This window comes from Ancylobacter gelatini (assembly GCF_022601675.1).
Classification (GTDB): Bacteria; Pseudomonadota; Alphaproteobacteria; order Rhizobiales; family Xanthobacteraceae; genus Ancylobacter; species Ancylobacter gelatini.
The window spans coordinates 522,072-542,780 of sequence record NZ_JAKVIL010000001.1 but is presented as its reverse complement, the minus strand read 5'-3'; the positions used below and the strand labels follow the sequence as shown (position 1 = coordinate 542,780).

Here is a 20,709-nt window from a genome sequence, read left to right as displayed (position 1 = left end):
TTATTTATCGAGTGAAAACTAAATTACCGACAAGTGTCAAGCCTTGCCGGGGTCCACTTCCAATGTTATTTATCGATCGATAAGTAAAAATATAAGGGAGCGCCATGCACGCCACCGGCCTGAACCATCTGTCGATCGGCGCCCGCGATGTCGAGGAGTCCGTTCGCTTCTATGTCGCGCTGTTCGGGATGGAGATCATCCCGACCTATAATTTCGGCTTTCGCACCCAGTATCTGCGCTGCGGCAACCAGCAGCTGCACATCTTCGGCCTGCCCGACGCCACGCCGCACTACCAGCATTTCGCTCTCAACGTGGATGATTTCATGGGCGTGTATGAGCGGGCGCGTGACGCCGGCCTCATCGACCACGCGACCTTCGGCAATGGCGTGAACGAGATGCCCGATGGCACGGTGCAGCTTTATCTGCGCGATCCCGGCGGCAATCTCGTCGAGGTCGACTGGCCGGATGTTTCGAGCCTCGATACCTCCCGGATTCCCGAACTCAAGCGCCTCGCCGATCGCTTCGAACAGGTCGGCGAGAACCTCGAAGCGACGCTTTACCTCGACCGCCGCGGGCGCGCGTGAGGGAGGCCGTGATGATCGACACGATCGCTGCACCCGCCATTGCCCGCTCGCCCGTGGAACAGCGCCACGATGAACTGCTCGGGCGCGCCGTCGAACTCGCCTCGGTGTTTGCCGCACGCGCCCCGCGTACCGAAGACTTGCGTCGCCTGCCGCCGGAAAGCGAGCGCGACCTGCATGACAGCGGCCTCTACCGGATGCTTCAGCCGCAGGCGATCGGCGGCGCCGAACTCGGCTATGAAAGCCTGATCACCATCGGGGCCGCGCTGGCGGCCGGCTGCGCCTCGACCGCATGGAACCTCACCAACCTCGCCAGCCATCACTGGATGCTGGCCATGTTCCCGCCGGCCGCGCAGGACCGTATCTGGAACGAGGACCGCGACGCGCTGATCGCCTCCTCCTTCGTCTTTCCCGCCGCCAAGGTGACGAAGGCGCCCGGCGGCTATGTGCTGTCCGGCCGCTGGCCGTTCTCCTCGGGGGTCGATGTCTGCGGCTGGAACATGCTTGCCGGCATCGTGCGCGAGGACGGCGAGGCGCCGGACCACCGTGTGTTCCTGCTCCCCCGCTCCGACTATCGGATTCTCGATACCTGGCAGGTCACGGGGCTCAAGGGCACTGGCTCAAACGATGTGATGTGCGAGGACGTCTTCGTGCCGGAGGAGATGACCGTCTCCGCCGCGCATCTGAAAGGCGGCGAGACGCCGGGCTCGGAGCGGCATCCCGCGCCGCTCTACCGGCTGCCGGTGTTCGCCCTGTTCCCGGCCATTCTCTCTGGCGTCGGGCTCGGCAATGGCGAAGGCGCCCTCACCGATCATGTCGCGTCCACCCGCAAGCGTGCGGCGAGCTACACCGGCGCGCGGCTGGCGGAACTGCAGAGCGTGCAGATCCACATCGGCAGCGCCGCGACCCGGCTGTCCCACTCCCGGCGCATGATGCTGGCGATCTGCAACGAGGCGATGTGCGATGCCGAGCGCGGGCATGTCCCCGATCCGGTGACGAAGTTCGCCTATCGCCGGGATCTGGCCTTCGCGACCGGCCTGGCGACGCAGGCGGTGGACGAGATCAATGGCGCGGGTGGCGCGCAGTCGCTCTATCTTTCAGGAAGCCCGCAGCGCCGCTTTCGCGACGCCCATGCTATAAGTGCCCATATCGCCTTCAGCTCCGATGTCGCCAACGCCGCCTTCGGGCGCCTTGCGCTCGGCATGGAAGCCGACAACCCGGTCGTGTGAGACGCAGTCTCGACAAGGACATCGACGCAAGATCAATGGACGGCTCGTCATCTCCCTCCGCTGAGGCCACCGGCACGGTTCGCGCGGCCCGGCGCACCCGCAACAAGCCCGAGGATCGGCATCGCGAATTCGTCCGCAAGGCCATCGAGCTGTTCGCGGAGGTCGGGTTCGAAGCCGGCACCCGCGAACTCGCCCAGCGCCTTGGCGTCACCCAGCCGCTGCTCTACCGCTATTTTCCGAGCAAGGACGACCTGATCGCCGCGGTCTATCAGGAGATCTACGTCAACCGCTGGAAGAGCGAGTGGCGCGAGGGATTGATGGATGACAGCCGCCCGATCCGCGAGCGCATCATCGCCTTCTATGAGGACTACACGCACACCATCTTCACGCCGGAATGGATCCGCATCTACATCTTCGCGGGCCTGCGCGGCGTCGACATCAACCGGCGCTATGCGGCGACGGTGGAGACGGAAATCCTGCGCCCCATCACATTGGCGACCCGGCAGAGCTTCGGTCTCGGCGGGGCCGAACCGCCGAGTCCGCAGGAGGTCGAGTTGTTCTGGACCCTTCAGGGCGGCATTTTCTACTACGGCGTCCGCGAGATCGTTTACCAGTTCCCGATGCCGGTCGATCGGCCGACCATGATCCGCAATGCGGTCGACACCTTCCTCACCGGCGTCGGCCCGGTGCTGAAGCGCCTCGCCGATCAGGAAACAAAGGACAACTCAACGCGCTAGACGATTGGCCAAGAGAGCCTCGAACATCTTCGCTTTGATCGAACGTCGGCCGCGGGTATGATCTACCGGTGATTTCAGCCGTGGAGAACGCCCTGTGTCCCTTCAGCCCGTCGCGGTCGCGGACGACGAATCGACAACGCTAGGCATCGAGATCTACGCCCGGCTGCGCCGCGACCTGATCGCCGGTCATCTCAAGCCCGGCGAGCGGCTGCGCTTTCGCCAGCTCAGTTCCATCTATGGGGTCGGCATCGCGCCACTGCGCGAGGCGCTGTCGCGTCTGGTATCCGATCAACTGGTGCGCTTCGAAGGCCACCGTGGCTACACCGTCGCCCCGCTGTCGCTGTCGGATCTGCATGATCTGTGTGCGCTGCGTACCGAGCTGAGCTGCAACGCCCTGCGCCGCTCCATCACCCGCGGCGACGAGGATTGGGAGGCGGAGATTCTTGCCGCCCTGCACCGGCTGGAGCGCACGCCGCTGCCGCATTCGGTCGAGGACCGCAAGATCGTCGACGAATGGGAACTGCGTCACGACCGCTTCCATTACAGCCTGATCGCCGCCTGCGACTCGCCCTGGCTGCTGCATTTCTGCGGGGCGTTGTCCGATCATTTCCAGCGCTATCGGCGCGGCGTGATCGTCGTTACCTCGTCTTCGCAGGAGCTTCTGAAGCGCGTGCGAGACCAGCATCGCACCATCGCGGAAGCGGCCATCGCCCGCGACGCGGATCGCGCCACCGCCGTGCTCGCGGAGCATTTTCAGGGGAGCGTCGAGGTGGTGATCCGCAACTATGAAGAGGTCTCCCTGAGCCTCTCGGCGGGCAATGGCGACGAGGCAAACTAGCTGCCAAACGAACAAACAAGGCCCGCTTTTATTGACATAGTATTTTTGTTCGAACATTCTTGTGATTAACAATCACAAGGACCGTTCGACGGGTCTTGCCCGCGCTGGTCCACCGGGAGGACCGTGCATGCTCGACCACACCAGGGTTGCCGACGTTAAGATCGACCTGATCTCCGGCATGAAGCTGATCGCCCATGACCCGATTGCCGGCTTCGGCGGCATCGGCGAGGGCATGTCGCTCCAGAAGGCCCCGGATGGCCGCCGCATTCTCTGGCTGGCGCATGAAGGCCCGCCGAAGAACTTCAGCGGCGTCGACGTCACCGATCCGACCCGCCCCAAGGTGATCGTCCAGACCGATCTGCCGCATAACAGGGTGCGTTCGAATTCGCTGGAGACGACCGGCGATCTGATGGCCGTGGCCTATCAGTCCTACCAGCATGGCGAGCAGCCCGCGGGCATCGAGCTGTTCGATATCTCGGTGCCGGAGAACCCGCGCTCCATCAGCTTCTTCGACTGTTCCGGCCCGCATTCGCGCGGCGTGCATCAGGTCTGGTTCGTCGATGGCGAATTCGTTCACTGCGCCGCCGGGGCGCCTGACTTCACCCCGCGCAATCCGCTCGACGACCAGCCCTACCGCATCATCGACGTGCGCAATCCGTCGAAGCCGGTCGAGGCCGGTCGCTGGTGGATGCCGGGTACGGCAGAAGGCGATGACGCCGCGCCGCCGCCACGCCTGAAGATCGACACCGGCATTCGCTGCCACAACACCAATGTCTACCCGGCCCGCCCGGACCGCGCCTATGTCGGCTATATCGACGGCGGCTTCTTCGTGATGGACATCTCGGACAAGTCGCGCCCGACCGTCATCTCCCGCTTCAGCCCCAATCCGCCCTTCCCCGGCTTCGCCCATACGCTGATGCCGTTGTTCGGCCGCGATCTTGCGGTCGCGAGCCATGAGTGCATCCATGATGACGGGTTCGACTGGCCGAAGCTGACCTGGCTCCTCGACATTCGCTGCGAGGACAATCCGGTGGCGCTGTCCACTCTGCCCATGCCCTCCTTCGAGGAATATTCCCGCAAGGGCGGCCGGTTCGGCTGCCATAATCTGCATGAGAACCCGCCGCGCGACACGGCGCTGCACTCCGAAAACCTGCTGTTCTCGACGCTGTTCAATGGCGGCCTGCGCGTCCACGACATCAGCGACCCGCTGATCCCGCGTGAGGTCGGCGCCTTCGTGCCCGCCGCGGCCCCCGGCGCCCGCCTGCCGGCGACCCAGATCAACGAGGTCTATGTCGACGAGAACGGCATCGTCTATTGCGCCGACCGTCACGCCGGCGGGCTCTACATATTGGAGCTCGACCTCTAGGGCCATTCCGGTGAACGCGCATTCGCCGGGAAGGCTCTGGCTGATTGTTCCGACGCGCGTTCTTTACGCGAACCGGAATCCACTTCACTCGAAAACGCTCTACCGGGAGGCGTCGCCATGATCCCCGTCGTGCTGATCACCGGCTTCCTCGGCAGCGGCAAGACCACGCTGCTGAACCATTTACTGCGCGATCCCGGCATGGCGGACAGCGCGGTGATCATCAACGAGTTCGGCGATGTCGCCATCGACCATCTGCTGGTCGAGAGCTCGATCGAGAACACGGTCGTGCTGCAGAGCGGCTGCATCTGCTGCACCGTGCGCGGCGACCTTGTCGACACGCTGGACGACCTGACCGGCAAAGCGGCACGGGGCGAGGTGCCGCCCTTCTCGCGTATCGCCGTCGAAACCACGGGCCTCGCCGACCCGGCTTCGCTGGTGCAGATGTTCCTGACCGAGCGCACGCTGGCGGAGCGCTTTGCGCTGCGCGCGGTGATCACCACGGTCGATGCCGTCAATGGCGCCGGCCAGCTCGAGGAGTTCGAGGAAGCGCGGCATCAGGTCGGGCTTGCGGATGTGCTGGTGCTCACCAAGTCCGATCTCGCCACGCCGGAGGCGATCGGAACGCTGAGGGACCGGCTGCAGGCGATAAACCCGGGCGCTGAAATCGTGCCGGTGGTTCAGGGAATCATAGCCCCGGACGATCTGTTCGCCCACGCCGCGCGGGCCCCCACGCGCGACAGCGGCGACGTGCTGCGCTGGTTGAACGAGGCCGCCTTCGCCACCGCGCACGAGCCGACGGGGCATGCCCCTTCCCATCATGACAATGGCATCAAGGCGTTCTCGATCACGCTGGATCGCCCGGTCAGCCGCGAGGCACTCCGCGGATGGCTGCGCTCCATCCTCTCGCTGCGCGGCCGTGATCTCCTGCGCATGAAGGGCATCGTGGCTCTGCGCGGCGAAGCGGCGCCTCTTGTGGTCCACGCGGTGCAGAACGTGCTGCATCCGCCGGTTCAGCTGGAGAGGTGGCCGACCGGGGATCACACCACCCGCATCGTCTTCATCACCCGCAACATACCTCCTGCCGCGCTACAGCGCAGTCTGGACGTCCTGGCGATGAGAAACGCCGCCTGATCCCGGATCGCAACCATTGGAATGACCTGCCGCGACGGACTCATCGGTCACCACACAGTGCGAGGCGCCAGTAACGATCAAGCATTGGCATACATAATTCAATATTCTTGTAAGCAGTACTGACATTTTGCGTTCCTCCGAGCAGTTTTTTTATTTTTGGATCGTAGCATAAACAATTCGTGCATCAAACAAACACGCACCGTCTATTTTAATTTTGAACGCGAATGCGTTGAAGTTTATGCCGCACTCACCACACCGCACTACCGTCAGCGCGCGCCGCAAGTCGCGACTCAACGGAACGAAAGCTTCATAAGACTCATGATATTGTATTTTTGAGTTCGCACTACACGATACATGCCGAGTTGTACTATATGCATGCCAAATCGGCATCGGTTTCCTGATGTAATTATCTAAGTTTGACTTGACACCACCCAGTTGTCGCCATTTGCTCCGCAATACAAGACGTCAAAAGACGCTGTGCCGCTGCAAGCCTGGGAAGGAACGCCACATGATCCAGACAAACACTGAGATGCGGTCGAGCGTGCCGCTTCATCTGCGCCTGAAGCACACGGCCATAGCGTTCGCGCTTGGCGCCGCCTGCCTCGCCGCGCCGACCGCCCTGCAGGCGCAGGGTGCCCCCACCGGCCCGATCGAAATCACCACGGGCACCAGCCCCGGCGGCACGCCGGATGTGCTGATGCGCCGGGCCGCCAAAATCCTGAACGAGCAGAAGATCATCACCAACCCGCTGGTGGTGCAGAACCGCACGGGCGGCTCCTGGATGGTCGCGGCCAATTTCGTCATGGGCAAGCAGGGCGACCGCAACGTCGTGCTGTGCATCGCCCAGCCGATCTTGACGACGCCGATCACGCAGGGCCTGCCGACGCTCTATGACAAGCTGACCCCGATCAGCATGTTCATCCAGGGCGATCTGGTTCTGGTGGTTCCGGAAAGCTCGCCGATCAAGGACATGAAGCAGCTCGTCGAGCTGGCCGCCAAGCGCGAGCGCTCGGTCAAGGTCGCCGGTGCCCAGTCGGGCTCGACCGACCACATGGTGTCCGGGCTGGTCGAGAAGGCCGGCAATGTGAAGCTCAATTATGTGCCGTTCGACGGTGGCGGCGCCGCACAGGCGGCCTTCCTCGGCGGCAATGTCGACTTCATGACCCTCACGCCGGGCGAGGCGCTGCCTCTGGTGAAGGGCGGCAAGGCGCGCATCATCGCCATTCTCGCCAGCGAGCGTCGCACCGCGCCCGAGCTGAAGGACATCCCGACCGCGAAGGAGCAGGGCTACGACGTGGTGTGGGGCCAGGCCTGGGGCCTCGCCGGCCCTCCCGGCCTCGACGCCGAGACCGTGAAGTTCTGGGACGAGGCCATCGCCAAGCTGGTCGCCAATCCGGAATGGCAGGCGAGCCTGAAGGAGAACTTCCTGCGCAGCCAGATGATCCCGGCCGCCGAGGTGAAGCCCTACATGCAGAAGCTGCATGACGAGCATCTCGCGCTGCTGCGCGATCTCGGCCTCGCCAAACAGCCCGCGGTGCAGTGAGCCGCTGAGCCGGCGGGCCGGGCGTGTCCCCGGCCCGCCAATCTCCGCCTTCAGGCAAGGGTTCGGCATGCGCTTAACCAACATCATCGCAGCGCTGGTGCTGCTCGGCCTCTCCGCCACGGTGCTGCTCGGGACATGGCAACTGCCCTATTGGGCGGACTTCGCTCCGGGCTCCTCATTCACCGCGTTCTGGGTCGGAATCATCGGCATCGTGTTGGCGCTCAGCCTTCTCGTCACCGCGGTGATGGATGACAGCACCGAGCCTCACAGCTTCCCCGATCGGTCCGGCATCCTGCGCATTGTCGCGCTCACCGCCGGGCTCTGGCTGTTGGTGCTCTTGATCCCGCCGCTGGGTTTCGTCACCGCCAGCATCCTGTTCTGCCTGTTCCTGCTGCTCGGCATCGAGCGGCGGCCGATCGTGCCCAGCCTGTTCACCACCGTGATCGTGGTTGGAGTGGTCTATGGCGTGTTCATCGCGTGGCTCGGCATCGCTTTGCCGACCGGCCCGCTTGGCATCTGAGACGAGGGATCGCACATGGACGCCCTCGCCTCGCTCGCCAACGGCTTCGCCATCGCGATGACGCCCACCAACCTGCTCTTCGTGCTGATCGGCGTGACGCTCGGGCAGCTCATCGGCGCCCTGCCCGGCATCGGGCCATCGGCCGGCATGGCGCTGCTGCTCCCCGTCACCTTCGGCCTCGATCCCGTCACCGCGCTCGTGATGCTGTCCGGCATCATGTATGGCGGCATGTATGGCGGCACGCTCACCTCGGTGCTGGTGAACGTGCCGGGCGAAGCCGCGAGCGTGATGACCGCGATCGACGGCAACCAGCTCGCGAAGCAGGGGCGCGCCGGACAGGCGCTTGCGGTGGCAGCGATCGGCTCGTTCCTTGCCGGCATCGGCTCCGTGACCGCCCTTGTGTTCCTGACGCCGGCGCTCAGTTCTTTCGCGCTCAACTTCTCCGCGCCGGAATATTTCCTGCTGGCGTTGCTCGGCATCACGGCCACGGCGAGCCTCGGCACCGGCTCGGCGCTCAAGGCGATGATCGGCGCCACGCTCGGCCTGATGATCGCCCTGATCGGCACCGACCCGATTCAGGGCACGTCGCGGCTCACCTTCGGCTCGCTGGATCTGCTGGAAGGCATCGACTTCCTTCCCGTGGCCATCGGCGTGTTCGGCATCGCCGAGATCCTGGTGTCGATGGAGCAGACCCAGTCGGGACAGGTCGTCCGCACCCGGCTCAAGGATATGTGGCTGACCGGGAAGGACTGGGCGGAGTGCCGCATGGCGATCGTACGCGGCGGCTTCATCGGCCTGCTCATCGGCCTGATGCCCGGCGCGGGGCCGACGGTTGCGGCCCTGCTGGCTTATGTCGTGGAGAAAAAGGCGAGCCGCCACCCCGAGAAATTCGGTCATGGCGCGCTCGATGGCGTGGCGGCATCGGAATCCGCCAACAACTCGGCCGCTCATGGCGCCATGATCCCGATGCTTGCGCTCGGCATTCCCGGCTCGGCATCGACCGCCGTGCTGCTCGCCGCGCTGGTGCTGCTGGGCATCCGGCCGGGACCGATGCTGCTCACCGAGCAGGCCGATCTGGTCTGGGGGCTCATCGCCTCCATGTTCATCGGCAATGTGATCCTGCTGATCATGAACCTGCCGCTCGCCCCGCTTTTCGCGAGCGTGCTGCGCATCCCCTACTCCTACCTTGTCGCCGGCATCCTCATCGTGTCGCTGGTCGGCGCCTACGCCATCAGTCTCAGCCTGTTCAATGTCGGGCTGACGCTGGTGTTCGGAATGGTCGGCTATCTCATGATCCGCGCCGACATCCCGCGGGCGCCGCTGGTGCTCGCCGTGGTGCTGGCGCCGATGATGGAAAGCGCGCTGCGCCAGAGCCTGATGCTGTCGGAAGGCAGCGGGGTGATCTTCGTGCAGCGTCCGCTTTCCGCCGTGCTGGCCCTGCTCGTCATCGGCTCGCTCTGCCTGCCGCTGCTCAGCTTTCTCCTCGCCCGCCGCGCGGCGCGCCGTGCCGGCGTCGCCGAGGCCCTGTCGCATTCCCCTGACTAGGACATCAGCATGACCCCTCTCCTGCCTGTCGCTCCCGTCATCGACGTCCACGCCCATATCCTCACCGAGGAAATGATGGCCCGCATGCGGCGCGAGGCGCCCGAGATCGGACCGACACTTTCCGAGGTCGACGAGGAGGGCGGCGTCCTGAAAGTCGGCGACATCGTGCAGCGGCCGTTTCCGCGCGGCGGCTGGGACCTCGACCGGCGCTTCGCCGATCTCGATCACGCCGGCTTCGATCTGCAGGTGCTCTCCAACTGCCCGCAGACCTTCCTTTATGAGCGCGAGGCGGCGCTCACCGCCGCGCTCTGCCAGATTCAGAACGAGGCGATCGCCGATCTGGTGCGGCGCCACCCGTCCCGCTTCCTCGGCATCGCCACCCTGCCGATGCAGGATCCCCCCCGCGCGGCGGACGAGCTGCGGCGTGCCATGACCAAGCTGGGGCTGAAAGGCGCGCAGATCGGCTCGCATATCGAAGGCAAGAATCTCGACGATCCGGCGCTGGAACCGATCTGGGCCACCGCCGAGGAACTGGGCGCCTTCATCCTGATCCACCCGCAGAAGACCGCGGCCGCCAACCGGACCAGCGAGTTCTATCTCAAGAACCTGATCGGCAATCCGCTGGAAACCACCATCGCGGCAGCCTCGCTGGTGTTTGGCGGTGTGCTTGAGCGCTACCCCGACCTGAAGATCTGCCTGGTGCATGGCGGCGGCTTCCTGCCGTTCCAGACCGGCCGCATGATCCATGGCTGGAAGGAGCGGCCTGAATGCCGGCAGTTCATCAGCGAGAGCCCGGAAGTCTCGATCCGCCGGCTCCATTTCGACACGCTGACCCATTTCGGCCCGGCGCTGCGCTATCTCACCGACACGTTCGGTGCCGATCATGTGCTGCTGGGCAGCGACTACCCGTTCGACATGGGCACACTGGAAGGTGCCCGGCAGGTCCGCGACGCCGGCCTGTCGAAAGCGGACGAGACCGCGATCCTTGGCAGCACAGCCGCGAGCTGGTTCGGCCTCGACGCGCAGATCCGCAAGGCGGTGAACGCATGAGCGCGCAGACACCCGCTCCCGCCATCCTGCGCCCGCGCGAGTTGCCCGTGACCGAGCGTGGCGGTGGTGCCCGCACGGTCCGGCTCGTCACCGCCGAGATCGGCTCGCAGAAACTGCTGAACGGCATCACCCGCTTCGGCCCCGGCGCGGCGATCCCCCTGCACAGTCATAATTGCGAGGAGAGCGTGATCATCCTCGAAGGCGACGCGGTGTTCGAAATCGACGGCGTCACCCATGAGTTGTCGCAGCACGACACGACCTGGATTCCCCCGGACGTGCCGCACCGCTTCCGCAACGCTTCGGACAGCGCGCCGCTCGCCATCTTCTGGACCTACGCCGATGTCGAGGCCACCCGCACCTTGTCGGCAAGCGGCGAGACACGCTCCATCGCCTCCGAACACTCGGCAGGCCCGAAAACCCATTCCGCAGGTACGCCACAATGAATGCTGCCGTGAAGCCGGAGCCCGGCTCCTCCGCCACTCTTCCGCCGTCCGCCCTGGAAGGCCTGATCACCGACGCGATGCGGGCGTGCGGCCTGCCGGCCACGGAAGCGCAACGCGTCGCGACCCTCATGGTCGAGGCCGACCTTACCGGGGCCGACGGCCACGGCATCTTCCGCCTGGCGCAATATGTGAGGCGGCTGAAGGGTGGTGCGGTCAATCCGACCCCGACCATCGCCGTCGAGCGGGCCGCCCCCGGCGTCGCGCTGGTCGATGGCGATAACGGTATGGGCCATCTGGTGATGTCGACGGCCGTCGACACGGCGCTAGCGCTGGCCCGCGAGATCGGCGTCGCCTGGGTCGGCGTGCGCCGTTCAAACCACGCCGGCCCGGCCTCGCTCTATGTCGACATGCTCGCCAGGCGCGGCATGGTCGGCATCTATTCCGTGGTCGCGAGCGCGAACCATATGGCGATCTGGGGCGGCACCTCGTCCCTGCTCGGCACCAACCCGCTCGCCATCGCCATCCCCGCCGGCGAGGGCAAGCCGCCGGTGTTGCTCGACATCGCCACCACCGTCGTCTCCTACGGCACAGTGAAGAAGCACCTGCTGAACGACGCCCCGATGCCCGAGGGCTGGATGGTGAGCAAGGCCGATGGCAGCGCCATCACCGACCCCAGACAGAGCAGCGAAGGCCTGCTGCTGCCGATCGGGGGCTATAAGGGCTCCGGCATCGCCTTGATGCTCGGCCTGCTGGCCGGCACGCTGAATGGCGCAGCGTTCGGCAGCGAGGTGGTCGACTTCAACGCCGATTCCTCGACCGAATCCAATACCGGCCATTTCATCCTGGCGCTGGATGTCGCCCGCTTCATGAAGCCGGATGCCTTCGCGGCGCTGCTGGCAACGCATCTCGATGAGCTGCGCAACGACACACCGCTGCCCGGCACCGACGGCGTGCGCATTCCCGGCGACCGCCGCGCCGCCCTGCGCGCGGCCCGCGCCCGCGACGGCGTGCCGATGCCGGCGGCGCTGCAACGCCAGCTCGATACGCTCGCCGCCGATCTCGCCATTCCCCCGCTCGCCCGCCGCGTGTGATGGAGTTCATCGACCGGCGCCAGATCGGAAGGCCGCCGACGGCATGACGTCCGGCGGTGACTACGGCACGCCGACTTCCTCATAGAGGCCGGCGCGCGCGCCCCACACCCGGCCGATCCGCGCCGTCTCCTGCGCGAGAATGTCGAGAAAGGCCGCGGCGGCCGGCGCCAGCGACCGCCGCGCCGGCTCGATCTGAACAAGGTCGATGCCGAGCGGGGGATCGTCGAACGGGTTGACGGTCAAGCGGCGCATGGCGTCGGATCCGGCCGACCATTCGACCTCCTGCGCCATCATCAGCCCGGGCAGGATCGCCACCCAGTCGGTTGAGGCGACGAAATCCAGCGTGCCCATCATGGCGTCGAGCTCAAGCCGCTGCTCCACGGCGACACCATTCGAGGCGAGATAGGTCTCGATGCTCGCCCTCCGGGCGTTTTGCGCGCTGGGCACCACCACTTTCAGAGGGCCCAGATCGGCGAGCCGCACCGGTCTCATATGCTCCCGCCGGGCATCCGCCGCCGAGACCAGAACCTCCGGCGTGTAGGCGAAGCGCGTGGTCTTCACGCCCACCGTCCCGGTCGAGGCCGGCACGATGGCGAAAGCAAGCTCTCCGGCCCGCACCTGCTGGGTGAGGATCGCCGAATAGGCTTCTGTCACCCGCACCACCACATTGGGGTGCATCGCTACAAAGCGGGCGAGCGACGGTGCCAGCACGGAGCGGGTCATGGTCGGCATCAGCCCCACCACCATCTCGCCGTCGAGACCCGTGCCGAACCGGCCCACCGAGCGATTAGCCGCCTCGTTGAGCCGCAACAGCTCGATGCAGTGCCGGTAATAGCTCTCACCGGCTGGCGTCGGCTGCACCGTGCCACCACCGCGCGCGAACAGTTTCACCCCGAAGCGGTCCTCGATCTTGCGGATGTGCTGGGAGACGCCGGACTGCGTGGCGTTCTCGCGCTCGGCTGCGGCCGTGAAGGAGCGCTCCTCATAAGCCGCCACGAACAGCCGGATATCGCGCAGGGTGTCGCTCATCGCCATTACATTTCCTGATGGAGACAAGTAGATCATATCATTTCTACAGCGAGCGCCACCACCTTAAGCTCATCCTCATGAGCGAACATGTCATCGATTTCCGATCTACCGACGATCATGGTCACTTCCGACGGGCGCTCGGGCGCTTCGCCACCGGTGTCACCATCGTCACCACGCGCACTGCCGACGGAAAGCTCGAAGGGTTGACCGCCAACAGCTTCTCGTCGGTCTCGCTCGACCCGCCGCTGGTGCTGTGGAGCCTGCGCCGACAGGCCCCTTCACTGGCGAACTTCACAACGGCCGGCCATTTCGCGGTCAATGTGCTCGGCACTCATCAGAAGCATCTGTGCCGGCATTTCGCGACCCCGCATCCCGACAAGTTCGAGACCGTCGCGCACCGCATCGGCGATCACGGCGCCCCGCTGATCGAGGACACCATCGCCCGGTTCGAATGCCGCACCGAGCAGATCATCGAGGCCGGTGACCATCTCATCTTCCTTGGCCGGGTGCTGCGCGCCGCGCATCGCGACGGCGAACCGCTGATTTTCGCCACCGGCGCCCTTTGCAGCGCCGCAACTTTGCCGGCCGACACGGCGGCCAATGACAGCACCGCGAACAACGCTTTCGCGAACCGGGAACGCGCATCATGAAACTCGGTTTCTTCACCATGCCGATCCACCCGCTGCACCGTCCGCTGACCGAGACGCTGCAGGAAGATCGAGAATTCTGCCTCATCGCCGAGAAGCTGGGGTTCTGCGAGGGCTATTTCGGCGAGCATGTCACCGACGGCGCCGAGACCATCACCTCTTCGCTGATCTTCATCGCCTGGCTGCTGAACGAGACCAAGACCATCAAGCTCGGCTCCGGCACCATCAACCTGCCGAACCAGCACCCCGCGCGCGTCGCCGGCGAGGTGGCGATGCTCGATCACATGGCCAAGGGCCGCTATCTCATGGGCATCAGCCCTGGCGGCCTTCTGTCCGACGCCGAAGTGTTCGGCAATCTCGACAAGAACCGCACGGAGATGTTCGTCGAGGCCATCGACCACATCCTCGCCATCTGGTCGGGCGAGCCGCCCTACAGGCGGGAAGGCAAGTACTGGAACATCACCACCGAGCGGACCCACATCCCCGCGCTCGGACAGGGTGCGATGCACAAGCCCTATCAAACGCCGCACCCGCCCATCGTGGTCACCGCGGTCGCGCCGTTCTCCAAGGGCGTAGCCGAGGCCGCGCAGCGCGGCTGGGACCCGATCTCGGCGAACTTCCTGCTGCCGTGCTGGGTAAAGACCCACTGGCCGAAATATGTCGAGGGGTGCGAGAAGGGCGGTCGGCCGGCCGACCCTGCCAACTGGCGCGTCGCCAAGAGCATCTTCGTCGCCGATGACCTCGCCACGGCGAAGCGCTATGCGACCGAGCCCGGCAGCCCCTATTATGCCTATTACAGCTCGCTCGCGACCAAGCTGGTCGGCAACGGCCGGGCGAACCTGTTCAAGCACGACCAGAACGCGCCGGACAGTTCGGTGACGGTCGACAGCGTGCTGTCGGATCTCGTCATCTGGGGCACGCCTGACAAGGTTGCCGACGAACTCGCCGCGTTTCAGGATGAGATCGGCGAATTCGGTACCCTGCTCTATGCCGGCCATGACTGGGCCGACAAGCAGCTCGCCATACGTTCCCTTGAGCTGATGGCGGAGAAGGTGATGCCGGCGGTGAATGCCGGGCGCCACTCCGCTGCCGCCGAATAGCATGTTCAAGATCAAAAGCCGCCGGCCAAGGCGGCAAGGGAGGACCATATGATCCGCGCCGCAATCGCCGGCCTCGGCTGGTGGGGCAAGCACATGATCCGCCGCATGGCGGATTCCGACCAGCTCCGCATCGTCGCCGCCATCGACACCTCGGACGCGCAGGCCGCCTTTGCCGCCGAGCATGGCATCCCGCTCACCACGAACTGGGACGACGTGCTGTCCGATCCCTCGATCGACGCGGTGATCCTGTGCACCCCGCATTCGCTGCACACCGCGCAGGTCGCGATGGTCGCGCATGCGGGCAAGCATGTGTTCTGCGAGAAGCCGCTGGCGCTGACCCGTGCCGACGCCGAACGTTCGGTCGCCGCCTGCCGCGCGGCAGGTGTCAAGCTCGGCATCGGGCATGAGCGCCGCTACGAGCTCGCCATGCTGCAGATCAAGGAACTCGTGCAGTCCGGCGCGCTCGGCACCATCATGCATGTCGAGGCGAATTTCAGCCACGACAAGCTCGCTGCCGTGCCGAAGACCGACTGGCGCGCCTCCACCGTGGACGCCCCCGCCGCCGGCATGACCGCCATGGGCATTCATCTCACCGACGGTTTTCTCGAACTGTTCGGCCCGATCAGCGAGGTCTATGCCGCGACCTCGACACGGGCGACCGACCGGCCGAATGGCGATGTGGTCTCGGTCCACACGCGCTTTGCCTCCGGCGCCACCGGCTATCTCAATGCCATTCTGGTGACGCCGCTCTATATCGGCATCACCGTGTTCGGCACCGATGCCTGGGTCGAGGCGCGCAACCAGACGCACCCCGACACCCCCGGTCCGACGACGCTGACCATCCAGTACAAGGACGGGCGGCGGGACGTGCGCGAATATGAGTGGACCGACACGGTGCGCGCCAATCTCGAGGCCTTCGCCCGCTCCATCGAGACCGGCGCGCCCTATGTGTTCACCGACGAACAGAAGATCGGCAACATCGCCGTGCTCGAAGCGATCTGCCGCTCGGTGGCGACCAACATGCCGGTCGCGGTCGAGGCCGTCGTGCAGTCCGACCGTCCCTCCCTCGCCGCCAGCGCCTGAGGAAGTGACATGGACAGCCTGACCGACGCGCCCCCGCGCTACCGCGAATTGAACCCCGCCGATCTCGACGCCGAGCAGCTCCGCATCTTCGAAGCCATCGGCCGTCCGCGGGCCGGCGCGGTGCCGGCGCCGTTCCACATCTATGTCGAGAGCCCGGAGCTGGCCGAGACCGCGCAGGCGGTCGGTGCCTTCTGCCGCTATCGCACCGGCCTGTCGCCGCGCCTGTCGGAACTCGCCATTCTCACAACCGCCTCCTTCTGGGGCGCGGAATATGAGTTCGGCGTGCATGCCTGCGAGGCGCGCAAGGCCGGGGTTCCGGAATTCGAGATCGAGGCGCTCGCCGGCGGCCGCCGGCCGGATTTCACGGATGACGACGCCGCGCTGGTGCATGATTTTTCCGCCGCGATCTACCAGCACAAGGATGTGCCGGATGATCTGTTCGCGGCGGCGGTGACGCGCTTCGGCCGTCGCACGGTGATCGAGTTGACCGGATTGCTCGGCTACTACTCGATGCTTGCCATCGCCCTGCGGGTGTTTCGGGTTCCCTCCCCCGCGTGAGAGGGTTTGCGTTCAGCACGAAGGGCGCGCCACAAAATAATAGGCGCCCTTCCCGGAGGAAGACGCCATGGAATTGCGTAGCATCGAAGCCTTCGTGCGCGTTGCCGAACTTGGCAGCATCACACGCGCCTCCCGTGATCTCGGTATCGTCCAGCCAGCACTGAGCCGGCATATCCAGCGCATCGAAACCGAGATCGGCACGCCGCTTCTGGTGCGCCTGCCGCGCGGGGTGCAACTCACCCTCGCCGGCCGCCGCTTCCTCCAGCACAGCCGGCGCATCCTTCAGGAAGTGGCGCGCGCTGCGCAGGAGATGAACATTGGCGGTGACGGCGTGTCCGGCAAGGTCGTGGTCGGCATCTCGCCGACGCTCTCCTCGCTGCTGGCCCCCGGCCTGATCGAGCGTTGCGCGACGAGCTATCCGGCGATCAACCTGACCATCGTCGAGGAATTCACCCGGCGCCTGCAGGTCGATCTCATGAATGCTCAGGTCGATCTCGCTCTGCTCACCAACCCGCCGCCGAACCGCGCCCTGCGATTCACCGCCGTGCTGACCGAGCCGATCGTCGTGGTGATGCCGCGCCAGCAGCGCGGTGTCTCGCCTGTGGTGACGCTGGATGAGCTGGCCTCCACACCGATGCTGGTCACGCGCGGCATTCGCGCGCTGGTCGACGAGCAACTCGCCTCGCACGGCGTCTGTGTCGAGGTGGATTGCGAGATCGACGCGGTGGAGGCTATCCGCCGGATGCTGCTGCAGGGGCGCGGCGCCTCGATCATGCCGATCTCGACCTTCCGAAAGGAGATCGATGAAGGCCAGCTCACCGGTCTCGCGGTCGGCGGGGTAAACATAAGCCGCACCATCATGCTCTCCCATGTCGGCGACAAGGTCAGCGCTGCGGCGCATGCGGTGATGGGGCTGCTGCGCGCGGAGATCGATGCGCTGGCGCAGCGCGGCATCTTCAGCGCCCTCCCCGACACCAACGCCTCGCACTGGGCCGCCCCGCAGCACCGGATCCTGGCCGGCGTCGCCTGAACAGGATCGCGTTTCCTGAAACAAAACGGCCGGGCACCATGCCCGGCCGTTTTCATGTGAGCCCAGAGGGCGGGCTTCAGTCCGTGCTCTCCTCGAAGGCGCGCTGGCGCGTCATGCGGATCATCGGCGCCACCAGCACGATCAGCAGCAGGACCGTCAGCACCAGGAAGCTGAGGCTGATCGGCCGCTGGACGAACACCATCGGATTGCCGTGCGAGATCAGCAGAGCGCGGCGCAGCGTCTCCTCGATCATCGGGCCGAGAATGAAGCCGAGCAGCAGCGGCGCCGGCTCGCAGTGCAGCCGCTTCATCAGATAGCCGAACGCCCCGAAGATCGCCGCCAGCACCACGTCGAGCGCGTTGTTGTTGATGCTGTACACGCCGATGCAGCAGAACAGCATGATCGCCGGATAGAGCATGCGGTAGGGCACGGAGAGCAGCTTCACCCAGATGCCGACCAGTGGCAGGTTGAGCACGACGAGCATCAGATTGCCCAACCACATCGAGGCGATGAGGCCCCAGAACAGATCGGGTCGTTGAGTCATCAGCTGCGGGCCGGGCGACAGACCCTGCATCATCAGCGCGCCGATCATCAGCGCCATGACCGCACTCGACGGCAGGCCCAGGGTCAGCATCGGGATGAAGGCGGTCTGCGCGGCGGCGTTGTTGGCCGCCTCCGGCCCGGCGACGCCGGCAATAGCGCCTTTGCCGAATTCGCCAGGCGTCTTCGAGAGCTTCTTCTCCAGCGCATAGGTCGAGAACGACGCCAGCACCGGTCCGCCACCCGGAAGCAGGCCGAGGGCGCCACCGAGAAGGGTGCCGCGCAAGGCCGGCGGCACGAAGCGTCGGAAATCCGCCCAACGCGGCCACAGCCCGCGGACTTCCTTCACGAAGCTGCGTTCCTCGTCCTTCTGGCAGAGGTTTGAGATGGTCTCGCCAATGCCGAACATGCCCATGGCGATGACCGCGAAGTCGATGCCATCGGCAAAAGACGGAACGCCGAAGGTGTAGCGTTCGAGGCTGGTATTGGCATCGATGCCCATCGTGCCGAACAGGATGCCGACGAGGATCATGCCGACCGCCTTGACCACCGAGCCGTGGGCGAGGATCACCGCGGCGACGAGGCCGAACAGCATCAGCGAGAAATAGTCCGCTGGCCCGAAATCGAGCGCCACCTCCGCCAGCGCCGGCGCCGCCACCGCGATCACCAGCGTAGCCAGCGTTCCGGCGATGAAGGAGCACAGCGCGGCGGTCGCAAGCGCGAGCCCCGCCTGTCCCTTGCGGGCCATCTGATAGCCGTCGATGGCGGTCACCACCGACGAACTCTCACCCGGCAGATTGACGAGGATCGCGGTGGTCGAGCCACCATATTGCGCGCCGTAATAGATGCCGGCGAGCATGATCAGCGCCGCCGGCGCCGGCAGCGCGAAGGTGACCGGCAGCAGGATCGAGATCGTCGCCACCGGGCCGAGGCCGGGCAGCACGCCGATGATCGTGCCGAGCAGGACGCCGAGGAAACCATAGACCAGATTCGCCGGCGTCATCGCCACCGAGAAACCAAGGAGAACGTCGCTGAAGAGTTCCATGGCCAACCCTCACCACAGACGCGTGGCGGGGAAATGCAGGCCCAGCCCATAGGAGAACAGGAGCAGGCAGAAGCCGACCAGCCCGACCGCGAGCAGCAGGGTCTCCAGCGGCTTGTAGTGCTTGCCGGCGATGCGCGCGCCGATGACGACCACCAGGCCGGCGACCGGGAACCCCCAATCCTCGATCAGCAGGCCGAACAGCAGGATGCTGACGATCAGCAGCGCCAACGGTCGGAAGTCGATGGACCCGACCTCGTCGGTCTCGGTGACGAAGGACCGCACGATCAGGATGCCGCCGAGCAGGATGAGCCCGCAGCTGATCATCAACGGGAAATAGCCGGCGCCCATGCGGGCCGCGGTGCCGATCGGATAGTCGGAGCCGATGATCATGGCGACCGCGCCGAGGCTGCAGAAGAACAGGCCGGTCACGAAATCGGAAGAAATCTTGATGTCCATGGACAACCCCAATGGATGGTCCGCCACGGCCTCATAGATGCGTCGAGGCGGGAGGATCGGTCGGAAGGACGAGGGGCCGACGCCTGTGGCGCGGCCCCTTCGCCTGCGGGACATCAATCGGCCTTCGCGCCGATATCCTTGATGACGCCACCCCATTTGTCGGCGTCGGCCTGGATATAGGCCTTGAAGTCCGCCGGGCTGGGGCTCGACACCGCCATCACGCCGGCCTCCGCCATGCGCGTCTTGATGGTCGGATCCTTCATCGCCTCGACGATCGCGGCATGCAGCTTGTCAATGATCGGCTGCGGCGTGCCGGCCGGCGCCAGAATGCCCTGCCAGGACGACGACACGCTCTTGGGGAAGCCCTGCTCGGTCATGGTGGGCACGTCGGGCAGTTGCGGCACGCGTTCCTTGGTGGACACGCCCAGCGCCTTGAGCCGGCCGCCTTTCACATGGTTGATGCCGGACGAGATGGTCACGAACATCAGGCTGACATGGCCGCCCATCACATCGGCCGTGGCCGGGCCGGCGCCGCCCTTATAGGGCACATGGTTCATGTCGAGCCCCGCCTCGCGGCGAAACGCCTCCATTTCAAGCCGGTTCACCGAGCCGGTGCCGGGCGAGGCGAAATTCACCTCCCCGGGGCGCGCCTTCACATATTCCACCAGTTCCTTGACGTTGTTCGGCGGAAACTGCGGGTTGGCGATCAAAAGGCCCGGCGTATCGGCGACGATGGAGATCGGGATGAAATCCTGCAGCGGCTTCACCCGCAGACTGGCGAACAGCGACGGGTTGATCGACACCGTGCCGACATTGCCGAGGAACAGCGTATAGCCGTCCGGCTTGGCCCGCGCGGCGAAGTCCATGCCGACATTACCGGCCGCGCCGTCACGGTTTTCGATGACGATCTGCTGACCGAGGATTTCGGAGAGGCGCGGCTGCAGCAGCCGGGCCGCAAAGTCCGAAGCACCACCGGGTGCGAAGGGTACGATCAGCGTGATCGGCTGGTTCGGATAGTCGGACTGGGCCGACGCGGGAAGCGCGGTGGCCAGGCCGGCGGCGAGTGCGGCGGCGGCAAGTACGGCTAAGGAATTCACGGCACGGCGTGTGACGGACGTCTTCATCGTTCCCTCCCAGGGTAGCCGCG

General features: G+C 65.6%; 21 protein-coding genes. 17 read left to right on the top strand and 4 right to left on the bottom strand.

Annotated elements, in window-relative coordinates; genetic code table 11:
- Positions 1-104 precede the first annotated feature (104 nt).
- The 12 genes from MKI84_RS02775 (at position 105) to MKI84_RS02720 (ending at position 12,074) form a co-directional block, all read left to right on the top strand.
- Positions 105-584: a VOC family protein gene (locus MKI84_RS02775; RefSeq protein ID WP_241616413.1), complete on the top strand. Its 480-nt coding sequence runs from the start codon at positions 105-107 to the stop codon at positions 582-584.
- An 11-nt stretch (positions 585-595) separates the two neighbouring features.
- Positions 596-1,810 carry an acyl-CoA dehydrogenase family protein gene (locus tag MKI84_RS02770; RefSeq protein WP_241616412.1) on the top strand — a complete coding sequence of 405 codons (1,215 nt, stop codon included), beginning with the start codon at positions 596-598 and terminating at the stop codon, positions 1,808-1,810.
- A gap of 35 nt (positions 1,811-1,845) precedes the next feature.
- Positions 1,846-2,547 (top strand): TetR/AcrR family transcriptional regulator, encoded by a 702-nt coding sequence (locus MKI84_RS02765; protein WP_241616411.1) that lies wholly within the window; start codon positions 1,846-1,848, stop codon positions 2,545-2,547.
- Positions 2,548-2,641: 94 nt separating this feature from the next.
- Entirely contained in the window at positions 2,642-3,385 is a 744-nt protein-coding gene (locus MKI84_RS20740) for an FCD domain-containing protein (RefSeq protein ID WP_241616410.1), read from the top strand.
- A gap of 127 nt (positions 3,386-3,512) precedes the next feature.
- Entirely contained in the window at positions 3,513-4,751 is a 1,239-nt protein-coding gene (locus tag MKI84_RS02755) for an LVIVD repeat-containing protein (protein ID WP_241616409.1), read from the top strand.
- 117 nt (positions 4,752-4,868) lie between these two features.
- Complete coding sequence (locus tag MKI84_RS02750; protein ID WP_241616408.1) at positions 4,869-5,882, top strand: CobW family GTP-binding protein; 1,014 nt, start codon at positions 4,869-4,871, stop codon at positions 5,880-5,882.
- A gap of 508 nt (positions 5,883-6,390) precedes the next feature.
- Positions 6,391-7,425, top strand: coding sequence for a Bug family tripartite tricarboxylate transporter substrate binding protein (locus tag MKI84_RS02745; protein ID WP_241616407.1), 1,035 nt, complete (start codon positions 6,391-6,393; stop codon positions 7,423-7,425).
- Between the two features lie 67 nt (positions 7,426-7,492).
- On the top strand, positions 7,493-7,945 hold the full coding sequence (locus MKI84_RS02740; protein WP_241616406.1) for a tripartite tricarboxylate transporter TctB family protein: 453 nt from the start codon (positions 7,493-7,495) through the stop codon (positions 7,943-7,945).
- Positions 7,946-7,960: 15 nt separating this feature from the next.
- Entirely contained in the window at positions 7,961-9,490 is a 1,530-nt protein-coding gene (locus tag MKI84_RS02735; RefSeq protein WP_241616405.1) for a tripartite tricarboxylate transporter permease, read from the top strand.
- Between the two features lie 9 nt (positions 9,491-9,499).
- A complete protein-coding gene (locus MKI84_RS02730; protein ID WP_241616404.1) occupies positions 9,500-10,540 on the top strand; it encodes an amidohydrolase family protein in 1,041 nt (346 codons plus the stop codon).
- On the top strand, positions 10,537-10,983 hold the full coding sequence (locus MKI84_RS02725; RefSeq protein ID WP_241616403.1) for a cupin domain-containing protein: 447 nt from the start codon (positions 10,537-10,539) through the stop codon (positions 10,981-10,983). Before MKI84_RS02730 ends, MKI84_RS02725 begins: the two co-directional genes overlap by 4 nt.
- On the top strand, positions 10,980-12,074 hold the full coding sequence (locus MKI84_RS02720) for an Ldh family oxidoreductase (RefSeq protein WP_241616402.1): 1,095 nt from the start codon (positions 10,980-10,982) through the stop codon (positions 12,072-12,074). The genes MKI84_RS02725 and MKI84_RS02720 overlap by 4 nt, the downstream gene beginning before the upstream one ends.
- A gap of 60 nt (positions 12,075-12,134) precedes the next feature.
- On the opposite strand, the gene MKI84_RS02715 is transcribed toward MKI84_RS02720, so the two are convergent.
- Entirely contained in the window at positions 12,135-13,103 is a 969-nt protein-coding gene (locus MKI84_RS02715) for a LysR family transcriptional regulator (RefSeq protein ID WP_241616401.1), read from the bottom strand.
- 77 nt (positions 13,104-13,180) lie between these two features.
- Here MKI84_RS02715 and MKI84_RS02710 point away from each other — a divergent pair, with 77 nt between their 5' ends.
- The 5 genes from MKI84_RS02710 to MKI84_RS02690 all read left to right on the top strand — a co-directional run bounded on the left by MKI84_RS02710 (position 13,181) and on the right by MKI84_RS02690 (position 17,521).
- Positions 13,181-13,753: a flavin reductase family protein gene (locus tag MKI84_RS02710; protein ID WP_241616400.1), complete on the top strand. Its 573-nt coding sequence runs from the start codon at positions 13,181-13,183 to the stop codon at positions 13,751-13,753.
- On the top strand, positions 13,750-14,850 hold the full coding sequence (locus MKI84_RS02705; protein WP_241616399.1) for an LLM class flavin-dependent oxidoreductase: 1,101 nt from the start codon (positions 13,750-13,752) through the stop codon (positions 14,848-14,850). Before MKI84_RS02710 ends, MKI84_RS02705 begins: the two co-directional genes overlap by 4 nt.
- A 48-nt stretch (positions 14,851-14,898) precedes the next feature.
- Complete coding sequence (locus MKI84_RS02700) at positions 14,899-15,933, top strand: Gfo/Idh/MocA family protein (protein ID WP_241616398.1); 1,035 nt, start codon at positions 14,899-14,901, stop codon at positions 15,931-15,933.
- A gap of 9 nt (positions 15,934-15,942) precedes the next feature.
- Complete coding sequence (locus MKI84_RS02695; RefSeq protein ID WP_241616397.1) at positions 15,943-16,491, top strand: carboxymuconolactone decarboxylase family protein; 549 nt, start codon at positions 15,943-15,945, stop codon at positions 16,489-16,491.
- Positions 16,492-16,558: 67 nt separating this feature from the next.
- Positions 16,559-17,521 carry a LysR family transcriptional regulator gene (locus tag MKI84_RS02690; RefSeq protein ID WP_241616396.1) on the top strand — a complete coding sequence of 321 codons (963 nt, stop codon included), beginning with the start codon at positions 16,559-16,561 and terminating at the stop codon, positions 17,519-17,521.
- A gap of 76 nt (positions 17,522-17,597) precedes the next feature.
- Here the strand turns inward: MKI84_RS02690 and MKI84_RS02685 are convergent, their stop codons facing one another.
- The 3 genes from MKI84_RS02685 to MKI84_RS02675 form a co-directional block, all read right to left on the bottom strand.
- The gene (locus tag MKI84_RS02685; RefSeq protein ID WP_241616395.1) at positions 17,598-19,106 is read right to left on the bottom strand and encodes a tripartite tricarboxylate transporter permease; all 1,509 of its coding nucleotides are present in this window, start codon (positions 19,104-19,106) and stop codon (positions 17,598-17,600) included.
- Between the two features lie 9 nt (positions 19,107-19,115).
- A complete protein-coding gene (locus MKI84_RS02680) occupies positions 19,116-19,562 on the bottom strand; it encodes a tripartite tricarboxylate transporter TctB family protein (RefSeq protein ID WP_241616394.1) in 447 nt (148 codons plus the stop codon).
- A 113-nt stretch (positions 19,563-19,675) separates the two neighbouring features.
- Positions 19,676-20,686 carry a Bug family tripartite tricarboxylate transporter substrate binding protein gene (locus MKI84_RS02675; protein WP_241616393.1) on the bottom strand — a complete coding sequence of 337 codons (1,011 nt, stop codon included), beginning with the start codon at positions 20,684-20,686 and terminating at the stop codon, positions 19,676-19,678.
- Positions 20,687-20,709 lie beyond the last annotated feature (23 nt).